The 13,958-nt window shown below is 60.7% G+C and carries 9 protein-coding genes; 2 read left to right on the forward strand and 7 right to left on the reverse strand.

The window, feature by feature from the left end; all coding sequences use genetic code 11:
- Positions 1–21: 21 nt before the first annotated feature.
- Positions 22–1,740: a proline--tRNA ligase gene (locus GFER_RS15565; RefSeq protein ID WP_040100898.1), complete on the reverse strand. Its 1,719-nt coding sequence runs from the start codon at positions 1,738–1,740 to the stop codon at positions 22–24.
- A gap of 231 nt (positions 1,741–1,971) precedes the next feature.
- On the opposite strand from GFER_RS15565, the gene GFER_RS15570 reads away from it, so the two are divergent.
- Both GFER_RS15570 and ilvB read left to right on the forward strand, forming a co-directional pair.
- Positions 1,972–3,465: an AAA family ATPase gene (locus tag GFER_RS15570; RefSeq protein WP_040100899.1), complete on the forward strand. Its 1,494-nt coding sequence runs from the start codon at positions 1,972–1,974 to the stop codon at positions 3,463–3,465.
- A gap of 343 nt (positions 3,466–3,808) precedes the next feature.
- On the forward strand, positions 3,809–5,491 hold the full coding sequence (ilvB, locus tag GFER_RS15575) for a biosynthetic-type acetolactate synthase large subunit (RefSeq protein WP_040100900.1): 1,683 nt from the start codon (positions 3,809–3,811) through the stop codon (positions 5,489–5,491).
- Between the two features lie 79 nt (positions 5,492–5,570).
- Here ilvB and ispG read toward each other — a convergent pair whose 3' ends face one another.
- The 6 genes from ispG to GFER_RS15605 form a co-directional block, all read right to left on the reverse strand.
- Positions 5,571–6,671 (reverse strand): flavodoxin-dependent (E)-4-hydroxy-3-methylbut-2-enyl-diphosphate synthase, encoded by a 1,101-nt coding sequence (ispG, locus tag GFER_RS15580; RefSeq protein WP_040100901.1) that lies wholly within the window; start codon positions 6,669–6,671, stop codon positions 5,571–5,573.
- A 98-nt stretch (positions 6,672–6,769) separates the two neighbouring features.
- Complete coding sequence (locus GFER_RS15585) at positions 6,770–7,357, reverse strand: isochorismatase family protein (protein ID WP_082048128.1); 588 nt, start codon at positions 7,355–7,357, stop codon at positions 6,770–6,772.
- A gap of 60 nt (positions 7,358–7,417) precedes the next feature.
- Complete coding sequence (locus GFER_RS15590; protein ID WP_052446494.1) at positions 7,418–9,721, reverse strand: APC family permease; 2,304 nt, start codon at positions 9,719–9,721, stop codon at positions 7,418–7,420.
- A 119-nt stretch (positions 9,722–9,840) separates the two neighbouring features.
- Positions 9,841–10,740 carry a phosphate/phosphite/phosphonate ABC transporter substrate-binding protein gene (locus GFER_RS15595; RefSeq protein WP_040100903.1) on the reverse strand — a complete coding sequence of 300 codons (900 nt, stop codon included), beginning with the start codon at positions 10,738–10,740 and terminating at the stop codon, positions 9,841–9,843.
- Positions 10,740–13,238: an EAL domain-containing protein gene (locus GFER_RS15600; RefSeq protein WP_052446495.1), complete on the reverse strand. Its 2,499-nt coding sequence runs from the start codon at positions 13,236–13,238 to the stop codon at positions 10,740–10,742. Before GFER_RS15600 ends, GFER_RS15595 begins: the two co-directional genes overlap by 1 nt.
- Before the next feature lie 180 nt (positions 13,239–13,418).
- Positions 13,419–13,895, reverse strand: a complete 477-nt coding sequence (locus GFER_RS15605) for a MaoC family dehydratase (RefSeq protein WP_040100904.1) — start codon at positions 13,893–13,895, stop codon at positions 13,419–13,421.
- Positions 13,896–13,958 lie beyond the last annotated feature (63 nt).

The raw sequence follows: 13,958 nt of genomic DNA on the forward strand, positions 1-13,958 counted from the left end.
CCTTCATAGAAGAAAAACCCTTTATTGCCCGGAGCGCTCAAGGTCAACGCGGCGCGCGACGTCGCCGGCCGCCGATGCCACGGGCAACATTGCGACCGCACCGCCGGCCCGCAATTTAACCTCGACCTGCCCTTCCTTAAGGCCGCGCGCGCCAACCGTCAGACGCACGGGAATACCGAGCAGATCGGCGTCCTTGAATTTTGCACCGGGACGCTCGTCGCGATCATCGAGCAGCACCTCGACGCCCCGTTCCCGCAACTCGCCGTAGAGTTTTTCCGCAGCGGCCTTGACCTCGGCGTCATTGGGGTTGAGCATGACCACCAGGACCTCAAAGGGGGCAATGGGCAAGGGCCAGATAATGCCGTCGGCGTCATGATTCTGCTCGATGGCCGAAGCCAGGGTGCGACCGATGCCGATCCCGTAGCAGCCCATGACCAGCAGCCGTTCGCGACCCTGGTCGTCGAGTACGACGGCACCCAGGGATTCGGAATACTTGGTGCCGAGCTTGAACACATGGCCGACCTCGATACCGCGCCAGACTTCGAGTTTGCCCGCGCAACGCGGGCAGGGATCACCGGCGACCGCCTTGCGCAGGTCGGCGAAGGTCTCCACCTCACAATCGCGGCCTAGATTGACACCGGTATAGTGGGCGTCTTTGTCGTTGGCGCCGGTGATGAAATCAGCCATGGCCTGAACTTCGCGGTCAGCGAAGATGCGCAACTTGAGTCCCACCGGCCCGGCAAAGCCGTTCGGCGCGCCTGTCGCTTTGAGCACCACGTCTTCTCCGGCCATTTCGATCCAGGCACAGTCGAGGAGACGGCAGAGCTTGATATCGTTCAATTCTCGGTCGCCGCGCAGCAGCACCGCCAGGGTTTCGCCCTTGTCGGTCTGAACGATGAGGGTTTTCACCAGGCGCTGGGGAGTGGTCTTGAGGAAGGCCGCGACGTCCTCGACGCTTTTGCGCGCCGGGGTCAATACCTTGGTCAAATCCTCGCTCGGCGCCGGCATCTGACTCTCGGGAACCCGCAACTCGGCCTTTTCCACGTTGGCCGCGTACTCGCAGCTGTCGCAGGAGACGATGGCATCCTCGCCCGATTCGGCGAGCACCATGAACTCGTGGGAACTCGATCCGCCGATGTTGCCGGTGTCGGCCTCCACCGCGCGGAAGTTGAGGCCGCAGCGCTTGAAGATGCGTCGGTAGGCCTGGTACATACGCTCGTAGGCGCCGTCGGCGCCGGCATCATCGAGATCGAAGGAATAAGCATCCTTCATGATGAATTCGCGCCCGCGCATCAGCCCGAAGCGCGGGCGGATTTCGTCGCGAAACTTGGTCTGGATTTGGTAGAGATTGAGCGGCAACTGGCGGTAGGAACGCACCTCGTTGCGCACGATATCGGTGATGACTTCTTCGTGGGTGGGTCCCAGGCAGAAATCGGCCTCCTTGCGATCCTTGAGGCGCAACAGCTCGCGGCCGTACTGCTGCCAGCGCCCCGACTCCTGCCAGAGTTCGGCGGGCACCACCATGGGCATGAGCAGCTCATGAGCACCGGCACGGTTCATTTCCTCGCGCACAATCTGCTCGACCTTGCGCAAGGAGCGCAGCCCCAGGGGCAGATAGTTGTAGATACCGGCGGCGACCTTGCGGATCATGCCGGCGCGCAACATCAGACGATGACTGGCGACTTCGGCATCGGCCGGGGTCTCTTTGAGGGTCGGCAACAGATACTCTGAATAGCGCATTTACCCACCTCGTGGAATCGAACATTAAAAGTGAAGAGGTAACTCTTCAGCACTCAATCGCCGCACCCTGCGGTCCTGTCGGACGTTGCCGCTGATTCGTTACGTGAAGAGAAACTAGCTTATTTGACTGGCGAATGCAAGACGCGCATGACCCCGCGTTGTAAATCCTTGAACAGAACACGCCCCTTACCTATGATACAAGACAGGCCGCAAACAACCCTCGAGGTGCCCATGGACGAGAATCTCAATGATGCCTTCTTCTGCCAGCTGGTTGCCGCACGAACCCCGTTGGTTTTCATCTGCACCGACAACGAAAGCCGTACCGAGGCGCTGGTGACGCGTGCCGCCCTGCAAGGCATCAAAGGCATGCCCGTGCCTCTGGAATGGGACTGCAACGAAGGCTTTGCCGGGCACCCGGAAACGCGCGACCCCCTGACCGCGCTGCGTTGGGCCCTCGCGCGCGAAGGCCACGGCATCTATCTGTTCAAGGATATGACCTGGTTCTGGGGAGACAACCCTTATGTGCAACGCACTCTCAAAGACTTTGCCGCCCTGCGCCGGCCCGAGATAAAAACCCTGGTGTTCATCGGCTCGCAGCCCGACATTCCTGAATCTCTGCGCGAAAATTTTCTGATTCTCGATCACGCCTTGCCCGATCGCGAGGAAATCTATGCCTACCTGCAAGTTCAGCGCGACAAGGATCCGTTTCTCTCCCAGCTTTTGCGTGACGACGAATCCCTGGCGGCCCTCACCCTAGCCGGACAGGGCCTCGATCTCGCGGAACTGGAGCGCGCCTTGCGCCTGGCGCGAGTCACGCGCGGCAAAAACATTCAGCGCGTGGTCGGCGCCCTGCACCAGGCCAAAAGACAACTGCTAAAAAAAAGCGGCATCATGGAGTTCGTCGAAAACGAGGTGCGCCCTGAACAGGTAGGGGGAATGAGTGCCTTGAAAAACTGGATGGAGAAACGCGAAAAAGCCTATGGCGTCGCCGGGTTGAAGAGCGGTCGCAACTTGCCCAAGGGCGTCCTGATGATGGGCATCAGCGGCTGCGGCAAGAGCCTGTTCGTCAAAGCCATCGCCTCCCGCTGGCAACTTCCCCTGATACGCCTCGACATGGCCACCGTCTACTCGCAGGCCTACGGCTCGCCGGAAACCAGCCTGCGGCGCGCGTGCAAGACCGCCGAGGCTCTGGCGCCCTGCGTTTTGTGGATCGACGAAATCGAGGCCGGCATCAGCACCCAGGGTTTCAAGGCCGAAGGGGGCGCTTCTTCGCGGGTCCTGGGTTACTTTCTCACCTGGATGCAGGAGAAACGCCACCCGGTGTTCGTCGCCGCCACCGCCAACGCCATCGAGATGCTTCCCGCCGAAATCCTGCGCAAGGGACGTTTCGATGAAATCTTCTACGTCGCCCTGCCGGGGTTGGCGGAGCGCGAAGAGATTTTCCGCATCCACCTGAACAAGCGCGAAATCGACCCGGGCACCTTTGACTGCCGCATGCTCGCTCATTCGAGCAAGGGCTTTTCCGGCGCCGAAATCGAGCAGGCGGTGATCAGCGCCTCCTTCGAGGCTTTGGCGCAAAACCACGCCCTTAATCAGCGCGACATCACCGAAGCCATCAGCCGCACCGTACCCCTGTCAGTGACCATGGCCGAACAGATCAAGAAAATCGAAGCCTGGGCCTTCAAGCGCGCGGTGCCTGCCAGCGGTACGACGGAGCGTGAGTGAACGCCCTCGCTCAGAGCGCATCCCGATTGCCGGCAACGGCCTTGGGCGAGACAATCCCTCATTTCCCATCTTGACAGCCGTTTTGCCCTCGGCTATAGTCACTTCCCAAAGGAGTTAAAACAGTGTTTCAGAATATCGCTCAACAGTTTCTGGTCGCGGTCCTCGTCGTCGTTTGACGGCCCGCCGCAACCCGGTCACTCCGCACAGGACATCCAGGTAGCGCGGGCGTTTCGTCCCGCGCTCCTTTTTTGCACCAGCTAAAAAGGCCGCGGGACAAGCTCCCCGCGGCCTTCGCTATTTCAGCAGCATCAAAAAAAAAGATACCGAGGAGGACTTAATTTCCATGAAAACCGGAGCCCAAATTCTCGTTGAGTGCCTGAAAAAAGAAGGGGTGGACGTCATCTTCGGCTACCCCGGCGCCCGCACCCTGCTACTGCACGACACCCTCATGGATGAGCCCGACATCGGCCACATTCTGGTGCGCCATGAACAGGGCGCGGCCCATGCCGCCGACGGTTACGCGCGCACCACGGGCAAGGTCGGGGTGTGTCTAACCACCTCGGGGCCCGGCGCCACCAACTTGGTCACCGGCATCGCCACCGCCTACATGGATTCGGTGCCCATGGTCGCCTTGACCTGCCAGGTCACCACCGCCGACATCGGCAACGACGCTTTTCAGGAAGCCGACATGACGGGCATTACGCGCCCCATCACCAAGCACAATTACGTGGTGACGGACGTCAAGGATCTTGCCCGCATCGTGCGCGAGGCTTTCCATGTGGCGCGTACGCGCCGCCCCGGCCCGGTGCTCATCGACCTCCCCAGCGACATCCTCGCGGCCCGTCATTCCGGTGAGATTCCCGAAACGGTCGGCCGCCGCGGCTACCAGGAAATGCCCACCCTCAACATCAAGCAGCTCAAGGCGGCCGCCGCCCTCATCAACAAGGCCAAGCGCCCCCTGATCTATGCCGGCGGCGGCATCGTGCTGTCCAACTCTCAGGACCAACTGCGCGCCTTGGCCGACAAGGGTCAATTGCCCGTCACCCACACCCTCATGGGCCTCGGCGTCATGGATGCCGCCTCGGCCCTGTCCGTGGGCATGCTGGGCATGTACGGCGCCTGGTACGCCAACAAGGCGGTGCATGAGTGCGACTGCCTGATCGCCATCGGCGCGCGCTTCGATGACCGCGTCACCGGACGCATCGACGGCTTTGCGCCCAACGCCCGCATCATCCAGGTCGACATCGATCCGGCCAGCATCCGCAAGACCGTTCAGGTGCATCTGCCCATCGTCGGCGATGCCGGCGAAGCCATGAGCAAGCTGCTTGATCTGGTGGAGAGCAAGGATCGCTCCGCGTGGCTGGAACAGATCGCAACCTGGAAAGTAGAAGCCCCCCTGCCCCGCCCACAGAGCGAATCGCTGATGCCCCACGAAATCATGGAAGCCCTGCGCGCCATTGCCGGTGACACCCCGGTTGTGGCCTCCGATGTGGGTCTGTCACAGATGTGGACGGCCAACTTCTTTCAGTTTCATGAACCCCGCCACTACATCACCAGCGGCGGCCTGGGCACCATGGGCTACGCTCTGCCCGCGGCCATGGGCGCGGCGGTGGGCAATCCCGGCCGCGCGGTGTTCGCCATCAACGGCGACGGCGCCTTTCAGATGAACGTGCAGGAGCTGGCGACCTGTTCCCAGTACAATATCCCCGTCAAAGTCATCATCCTCAACAACGGCAAGCTCGGGATGGTCCGTCAGTTTCAGCGCGTGTTCCTGAAAAAGCGCTACGCGGCGACCGATCTGGGCGGCCATGTGGATTTCTGCATGGTGGCGCGCGGCTTTCAGGTCGCCGCTTTCAAGGTGACACGCAGGGAAGAGTTGGTACACGCGCTGAACAAGGCCATGGAAATCGAGGGGCCGGTCGTCGTCGATATCGACATCGACCCCGACTGCTACAGCTTTCCCATGGTTCCGCCGGGCAAGAAGACGGTGGAGGCGCTGTTCGATCCCGATGAGTGGCAGGGGTGATAAGTGGCGGTGACGAGGGACGAGAGACGTGCAAGGGGCGCTTACACAACTGACAACTGACAACTGACGGCCGGCGGGATCAGTGATCCTGCCGGCCTTGTTCGTTGAGCAGGGCGTGAACTTCGGCAATGAGGGCTTCGACCATCTCGCTTTCGGCCACCTTGCGCACCACCTCGCCTTTGCGAAACAGCAGCGCCTGACCCTTGCCGCCGGCCAGGCCGACATCGGCCTCGCGCGCTTCGCCGGGGCCGTTGACCACGCAGCCCATGACCGCAACGGTGAGGGTCTGGGGCAAATCATGCAGGCGCCGCTCGACTTCTTCGGCAACGGCAATCAGATCGACCTGGCAGCGCCCACAGGTGGGGCAACTGACGAAAACCGGGCCGCGCTCGCGCAAGCCGAGGCTCTTGAGAATTTCCCAGCCGACCCGCACCTCCTCCACCGGATCGCCGGTGAGAGATACACGCAGGGTGTCGCCCAGCCCCTCATACAGCAATACACCCAACCCGACGGCGCTTTTGACGGTACCGCTCCAGGTGGTGCCGGCCTCAGTGATGCCGATGTGCAGGGGATAATCCACCTGCCTGGCGAGCAGGCGATAGGCCTCAACGGTCCGGCGGATGTCCGAAGCCTTAAGGCTGACCTTGATGGCGTCAAAGCCCAAATCCTCAAGCAGGCGGATATGCCCCAGGGCACTTTCCACCATGGCCGCAGGAGTGGGATGGCCGTAGCGCTCCAGGAGTTCCCTTTCCAGGGAGCCCCCATTGACCCCGATGCGAATGGGCACCGCGCGCTCGCGGCAGGCGCGCACCACTTCTTCGACTTTCCAGCGCGCGCCGATGTTGCCGGGGTTGAGCCGCAGACCATCGACTCCGGCGTCAAGAGCGCGAAGGGCCAGGCGATGATCGAAGTGGATGTCTGCGATCAGCGGCAGCGAACTGTTCGCGCAAATCGCCCCAAGTGCGGCCGCAGCTTCTTCATCGGGCACCGCGCAGCGCACAATTTCACACCCGGCGACCGCCAGGCGCTCGATCTGCGCCAGAGTCGCCGCGCTGTCGCGGGTGTCAGTTTTGGTCATGGACTGTACCGACACCGGAGCACCGCCACCTACCGCCACCCCGCCCACATGAATCCGGCGACTCGGGTGCCGTGCCTTTTGAGTGCCGAGCGGCTCGACCATGGATGCTCCTCCTGGCAAGGATTCAGCTGCAACATCCCATCACCGCGCGTGGCGCTTGAGTGCCGCGGTGCATGCTGAACAGCTGACTCCTGCGGTTGCTATTTGCCCGCCGCGCGCGCTTTGACCATGGCGGAAATCGCCTTGAATTGCGGGTCGTTAGAAACTTTGACCATTTGAAACACGGCCGTTTCGGCGGTGGTGACCACCGCGCCGGCAGCACGGGCCAATTCCAGGGCGTTGAGATAATCAACCTCGCCGCGCGACATGACGGCGTCGCGCACCAGATGCACCTCAAAGCCTTCCTGCAACAGTCCGAGTACCGTCTGATAAACGCACACATGGGCTTCCATGCCGACAACGATCACCTGGCGGCGTCCCAGGGATTTCATATGTTCCACAAATGAGGGTTCGCCGCAGCAGCCGAAGCTGAGCTTCTCGATGACCTTGTCGCGGCAGGCGTCGGCCAGTTCCGGCACCATGTGGCCAATGCCACGCGGGTACTGTTCGCTGCCGACCACCGGCAGTTCCAGCAGGCGAATGCTTTTGAGGAGGAAATCGATATTTTTCAAAACCTCGGCGTATTGATTCTGGTCCATGGCCGGCACCAGCCGCTCCTGCACATCGACCACCACCAGTACGGCCTGGTCGCGCTTCAACACGAATTTGCTCACTGCGTCGCTCATCATAAAAACTCCTTGTGGGTTGGTGTCCTGACAATTTGCCTTGGTGCGGTTCACACCGAACTCTCAATCGGGAGCGGTGTGCTCAGGTCGCGGCGCGGCCCCCCTGCCCCAGCCCGGGCCGCGCCGGGTCTGCGCGACCGGACGCGCCGAGGCGGCCCCTTCGGTGGTCGTAACGAGCTCACCGATGAAAAGACTGCCGTTGTTAACAAAAAAACACGTCGGCAAGCCCTCGGCCAATTCACCCAGGCGTTGCGCGTAGCGCTCCTCTTCTCCGGGGACCGGCGTACCCAAACCGAGAATCACGACGTCAGCCGTGGCGCTTTCGGCATGAATCGCCTCATGCACCTTGAAGCCCTCTTCCTTGATCTTAACATCGATATCGGCTTCGATCCGGATTTCCGGTATCAGGCCGCGCAGAATGCGCTCGGTCTGCTCTTTGGCCAGCTGGTTGGAGGCGAGGCTCATGATGCGGATGCGGGCCCCGCGCCACTCGGGATTACGCGTCAGCAGATAGGCCAGCAACAGCATCAGGTCACCGTTCTGCTGCAAACCTCCCCACCACACATGCACCGTGCGTCGACGCCCTTCGCGACCAGGGGGCAGGGGCTTGATCTTGCCGAGGATAAATGACTGATTGAGACGATGCAGCTTGCGGATGACCCGCAGAAAATACACCAGCCGCTGCGGATCGTCGGGCCAACCCAGCATCACCGTGTTGCTCTCGATGCCGGCGATGCCGTTGGCCTGAGCCACTGCCACGACGCCTTTCTCCACACTCTCTACCACACTCACCTGCCCGAAAGCTACCAGGCCTTCGCGACGCAGAACGGCGTCGATTTCTTTTTGCCGTCGCGGGGGGTCAAAATCGAGGTTAAGCAACTCCCCGGGCACCAATTCACACACCGTCAGGACCCCACGGTTCTCTCCGAACCAACTTCCGAATCGCACCAGATCAAGACGCTGCTCCACCCGACCGACGAACACCAGCAGATGCGGGCGCCAGTTGCGCGCCGTCATAGGGCGCCGGGAAAGCCGGATCAGCGCCCAGCGAATGAGCGCTTCGTAGACATCGCGCCGCACATCGCCCCAATCAGCTTTGCGCTCACGGCGCGCAAGAAAAATGTAAAGGATCAGCTCAATCAGCAGCGCAGCAATGCCCGCCGGAGCATGAATCAACAGCATGGCGGAAAAACAACCCAAGGCGCCCGTCAGCGGCACCGCCCAGTGAACCCGGAGCGTGGGTCGCCAGGACGGATTGCCCGAAAGCCCTTCGAGGGCCGCGACCAGATTGATGGTGCCGTACACGGTGAGAAAAAACATCGTAACGACCAGGGCGACGGTGTTGAGATCCCCCAACAGCACCGCCACCAAGGCGATGCTGATGGTCAGCACCAAGGCGCCACGGGGCTCCGTCCCCGACGCCAGCCAGCGTGGTGCCAGTCCGTCCATGGCCAACGCCTGAAGTGTCCGTGGGCCGGCCAGGGCCGAGCCGACCGCGGACGAAAAGATCGCCCCCCAAAGACCCGGCAGCACCAGCCAGGGACCAAGGGCGGCAATACGGGTCCAGACCAGGGAATCTTCACGCAGAGTCGCAGGATCGGCCCCCATGGAAAGCAGCACCGGCACCAGCAGATAGATGACAAGGCCGGTACAAACCGCCGCAAGGGCACCCAGAGGGATGGATTTTTTCGGATCGCGCAAGTCTCCGGAAAGACTCAAACCCGCCATGATGCCGGTCACCGCGGGGAAAAACACGGCGAAGACCGTCCAGAAAGGGACCTTCTCCGGAATGAAGGTCGCCTCGGGCACCTCTGCGCCGATCGCACCGCCGAAAACAACGCCCAGAAACAGGGCCAAAAGCGACAGTCCGATGAACGCCATCACCGGCAACTGGGCCTTGAGGGCAAAACTGACACCACGCGCAGCCAGTGCGCCCACGGCGAGAATCACCAGAAACGCAACGGCGGAAACCGGAATCCCGGGCCAGACGATCCGCAGAGATTCGGCAAAACCATAGGCATAAAGCGTGACGGAAACCACTTGGCAGAGAAACAGGGGCAGGCCGATGGCCGCGCCGATCTCCAGCCCCAGGCTGCGCGAAATGATGTAATAAGCGCCCCCCACGCCGACCCGGGTATTGGTCGCTACCGCCGAAAGCGAAAGGGTGGTGATCAGAGTGATGCCGTTGGCGAGAAAAACAATGAGAAGGGTTTTGGCCAGCCCGACGTTACCCACGACCCAGCCGAAGCGCAGGTACATGATGACGCCGAGAATTGTCAAAATGGTGGGCGTGAAGACTCCGAGAAAGGTTCCCACTTTACGCGCATCGGTGGCGGATCCGGCATTCACATGAGAAAACAGGTTCAAAGACGCTCCCTGGACGAAATTCGGATGCAATCGCAGAAAATCAGCAGATTAGCAGAAACAGGAAGCGACAACAAGAACGTTTCCGGCGCGAATCAAGGGCTCACTGGCTCACATACTGATCATTGGTTCACATACTGATAGTGTTTGAGATCGATCCCCGCCCGCTCGGCCCAGTGAAATACCGGCTGATAATCATCCACTGCGGTTTCAATGAAACGCAGCGCGTGAAATTTTTCCAGAACCTCGCGCCCCTCGGACGTCTCATGCAGATTCAGCAGCGCTTGCTTAAGGCGGTCCTTGACCTCTGTGTCCAGGTCCGCGCGAACGCACAAGCCGTTGGACGGCACTTTGCCTGAAAAGGCCAGAACCTCGATCTCTTCGGCGATGCGCGGATCCCTTGAACTCACCCAGTCAAACACCGAGTTTTTCGAGGCCCCCAGATCCGCCTTGCCCTCGAGCACCGCATAGATCGTGGCATCATGGCTTCCGGCAAAGAAATATTCCGCGAAATAGCTGCCAATGTCATCGACGCCACGTTCCTGGAGATAGGCCAGGGGGTAAACATAGCCTGCGGTCGTGGCTTTTTCGACAAAGGCAAATCTTTTGCCCCGCATGTCGGCGACGTCCCGAATACCACTGTCCTTGCGCGTGTAAATGAGACCGTGATAGGTCGATTCGCCGTCCAGGTTGACCGGCCGTGCCAGGGGCACCACGCCCAACTGCTCGATGGCCAGGGCCCCGGTAAAGGACCCGAAAAAGGCCCCATCCATAGCGTCGCGCTCAAATGACTCGACCAGATTGCCGTAGCGGCTGAGGATGGTGAAATGAATTGCGAGACCGGTCTCTTGCGTGAGATATTCACCCAACGGCCGAAACCGCGCCATTTGCCGGAAGACATTCATCTCGGGCAGCAGGCCGATGGTCAGTTCGCGCACCTCGCTCTGCGCGCCGACCGGCGACTGAAAGGCAAGAAACAAAAGCGTTGCCAGAATCATTTTCTTCCCTGTCGAAACGCGCATCAGTTGCTCCTTGAGATTTTGCCCTGGACGGCAAGGATCAGTGCTTCGGCCGCCGCGGCATCCAGGGCCGGATAATAGATTTTTCCCTGCACGAAACCGCAGTTCAGTTCCCTGAGGGTTTGCAGCTCTCCCTGGCTCTCGACCCCTTCGCCGACCACGCGCAGATCCAGGTTTTTGGCCAGGGCGATAATGGTGCGAACAATTTCAAAATTCTCCTTGTTGCCGTCGATCCCGGCGACAAAAGAGCGATCGATTTTCAGCGTATCAATAGGAAAGTGCGGCAGGTAGCCCAGGGACGAGTAGCCGGTGCCGAAATCATCGATCTGCAGGCCCACGCCCAGGTCCTTCAACTCGGCGAGCAAGGCGGCCGCCGACTCCGGATCGCCCATGATGGTGCGCTCGGTGATCTCGAGTCGCAGGGCATCCGCAGGCAAGTCGAACTCTTCAAGCAATCCACGGATATAAACAACGAGAGCAGGAGTAAACTCACAGCTTGCAAGATTGACGCTGACCGCCAGCGCCTGGTCACCATCGCCGAGCCGGCGCCAATGGGCAAAACTCCGGCAGGCTTCGCGCAACACCCAGCGCCCGATGGGGGGCAGCAGTCCGGTCTCTTCGGCCAGGGGAATAAATTGCGTGGGCAGGATCACCCCGCGGCTCGGATGGTGCCAACGGATCAGAGCCTCGAAGCCGGTCAGACGCTCGCCCGCCAGTTCGATAACGGGCTGATAGCAGAGACGGAACTCGCGCCGCTCGACGCCGCGCCGCAGATCATTTTCCAGCTGCAGATGCTCCAGGGCATGATCGTGCATGGAGGTGTCGAAAATCTCATAGCGCGCCTTGCCCCGTGACTTGGCATGGTACATGGCCAGGTCGGCATCGCGCAGCATCTGATCAGGCTGGGCATAACCTCGTGAACTCAAGGCGATGCCGATGCTGGCGCTGGTGAACACCTCGTGGCCACCGATCTCTATGGCTTGCGGCAGATCCTTCTGGATGCGGCGGGCGACGGCGACCGCCTCGTCGCCGTCGTGAATATCCTCAAGCAGAATGGCGAACTCGTCGCCGCCCAGGCGCGCCACCGTGTCGCTCGGGCGAAGGTACTCGCCCAGCCGTCGTCCTACGGCGATGAGCAGTTGGTCGCCCATGAAATGACCGAGGCTGTCATTGATAGATTTGAACCGGTCGAGATCCAGAAACAGCACGGCAAAAAGAAAGCCTTTGCGCCGCTCGGCAGCCTGAATGGCATGTTCGACGCGGTTGGCGAACAAGGCGCGGTTGGGCAGTTCGGTCAAGGCATCATGGAAGGCATCGTGCACCAGTTGCTCTTCAGTCTTTTTGCGCTCGGTAATGTCGGTCTGTGAACCGGCCATGCGGTAAGGCCGCCCCTCTTCGTCCCTGACCGCGATCCCGCGGGTCAGCATCCAGCGCCAGGTTCCGTCGCGGTGCCGCAGACGCTGCTCATTCTCGACATGCGGCAAGGTGCCGTCGAGGTGGAAAGCGATTTTGGCTTCCAGTCCCTGGCGATCGTCGGGATGCACCAGCGCAAACCAGGCCTGGGGATCACTGCCGAGACCCTGCTCCGCATAGCCGAGCATGGCATTCCAACGCGCGGAAAAATAAATGGTACCGGCAGCCAGATCCCAGTCCCATAACCCGTCGTTGGCCCCGCGCGCGGCCAGGGCGTAGCGCTCCTCGCTGTCCCGCAGGGCTTTTTCTGCCTGTCGGCGTTCGGCGATTTCGGCCTCCAGCTTGGCGTAGCTGTTTTTCAGCGACGTGCTCATGGCGTTGAATTGACCGGCCAGTTGGCCGAATTCTTCCCGATAGACGCGCGGGATAGTATAGCCGAATTCACCGTCGGTAATCCGCCGGGTGGCCGCGACCAGGTCGCGGGTCGGGCGCGTGATCGAGCGTGCCAGATGCACCGCGATCAGCAGCCCGAAAAGGCCGGCCGAAAAAACCAGGGCAAAAAGAGTGTTTTTTGAACGCTCGATATCGACAAAGGCCTTGGCCGAGATCCGCGCGACTCCGCGAGAAGCCTCCTGCGCCATAACCTGAGCCTGGGCAAGCAAGACATCGCCGACCTGGGAAGCCTCAAGCTTGAGCCGCTCCATCCGCTCGTGATCCGCCGAAGTGGTAATGTAAAAACTCAAGGCAGTTTTGAATTCGTCGATTAAGCCGACTATATAATTCAGATCCGCGACCGTGGCCGGGGCATGGTGACAGCTGTTGCAGTTGCGGGCCAGTTCATCGAGGCTCTCTACGTTGTCCACGATCCTGTCGAGCCCCGCGGAATAGGGGGTATGCACGGTGTACAGGTCGAAGTTGACACGCATGACGCGCTGTACCAGCGAACTGCGCAATTCTTCGACCTTATGCAGATTGAGCAGATGGTTCAAGGCGGCGGTGGTTTTGTTGGCATTGTTGATAGATACAAGAATGCCGAACATATAAACTAGAAAAAGCAGTGACAGGGAGATGATGATGCGAACCTTCATGAATTCATTTCTTTTCCAGAAACACCGATGGCCGACAAACAACCCGCGGTGCCGGGAAACCCTGGTCCTTGGCCCGATGATTACCGAAAAAAACAAGAACTTTCTTTATACCCATTTCCTTAAATTTCGTCAAACACATTGCTAATTTTCTTTAATTTCAACCCTCGTGCCCTGAGCCTCTCAGGGATAAAGACGAAAGATCTGTTCGGCGAGACACGCCGGTTTTTCCTGGCCTTCGACTTCGATGGTGAATAGATAGACCACCTCGACCCCCTCGCCGGCCTGGCGCGCCTGCTCAACCCGAGTGCGTGCGCGGATGCGGGCGCCGGAGCGAACCGGCGCGGGAAACCGCACACGGTTCAGGCCGTAATTGAGGCGGCGTCTCATCCCGGGATAGTGCTCGGCGAAATACTCGGGCCGGTTGCTGCCGGTGAGCAGGGGCAGCAGCGACAAGGTCAGAAAACCGTGGGCGATGGTCGCGCCGAGGGGCGACTCCTGCGCGGCGCGGCGCGGATCGACATGGATCCACTGCAGGTCGCCGGTGATCTCGGCAAAGCGGTCGATGCGCTCCTGATCAATGCGCAGCCAGGGTCCGACGCCGATTTCGGTACCGACCTTGTCTCGATAGATTTCCAACAAACGTTCGCTGTGGTTCATGCGTGCCTCCCTTGTAATTTGAACAGCAGCCATCTTCTGAGCTTTCACTATCCGCCAACTTGC

Source organism: Geoalkalibacter ferrihydriticus DSM 17813, assembly GCF_000820505.1.
Taxonomy (GTDB): domain Bacteria; phylum Desulfobacterota; class Desulfuromonadia; order Desulfuromonadales; family Geoalkalibacteraceae; genus Geoalkalibacter; species Geoalkalibacter ferrihydriticus.

Bases quoted from the DNA above. Each gene is read 5' to 3' on its own strand.
- GFER_RS15565 (WP_040100898.1), bottom strand. From the start codon at position 1,740: ATGCGCTATTCAGAGTATCTGTTGCCGACCCTCAAAGAGACCCCGGCC.
- GFER_RS15570 (WP_040100899.1), top strand. From the start codon at position 1,972: ATGGACGAGAATCTCAATGATGCCTTCTTCTGCCAGCTGGTTGCCGCA.
- ilvB (WP_040100900.1), top strand. From the start codon at position 3,809: ATGAAAACCGGAGCCCAAATTCTCGTTGAGTGCCTGAAAAAAGAAGGG.
- ispG (WP_040100901.1), bottom strand. From the start codon at position 6,671: ATGGTCGAGCCGCTCGGCACTCAAAAGGCACGGCACCCGAGTCGCCGG.
- GFER_RS15585 (WP_082048128.1), bottom strand. From the start codon at position 7,357: ATGATGAGCGACGCAGTGAGCAAATTCGTGTTGAAGCGCGACCAGGCC.
- GFER_RS15595 (WP_040100903.1), bottom strand. From the start codon at position 10,740: ATGCGCGTTTCGACAGGGAAGAAAATGATTCTGGCAACGCTTTTGTTT.
- GFER_RS15600 (WP_052446495.1), bottom strand. From the start codon at position 13,238: ATGAAGGTTCGCATCATCATCTCCCTGTCACTGCTTTTTCTAGTTTAT.
- GFER_RS15605 (WP_040100904.1), bottom strand. From the start codon at position 13,895: ATGAACCACAGCGAACGTTTGTTGGAAATCTATCGAGACAAGGTCGGT.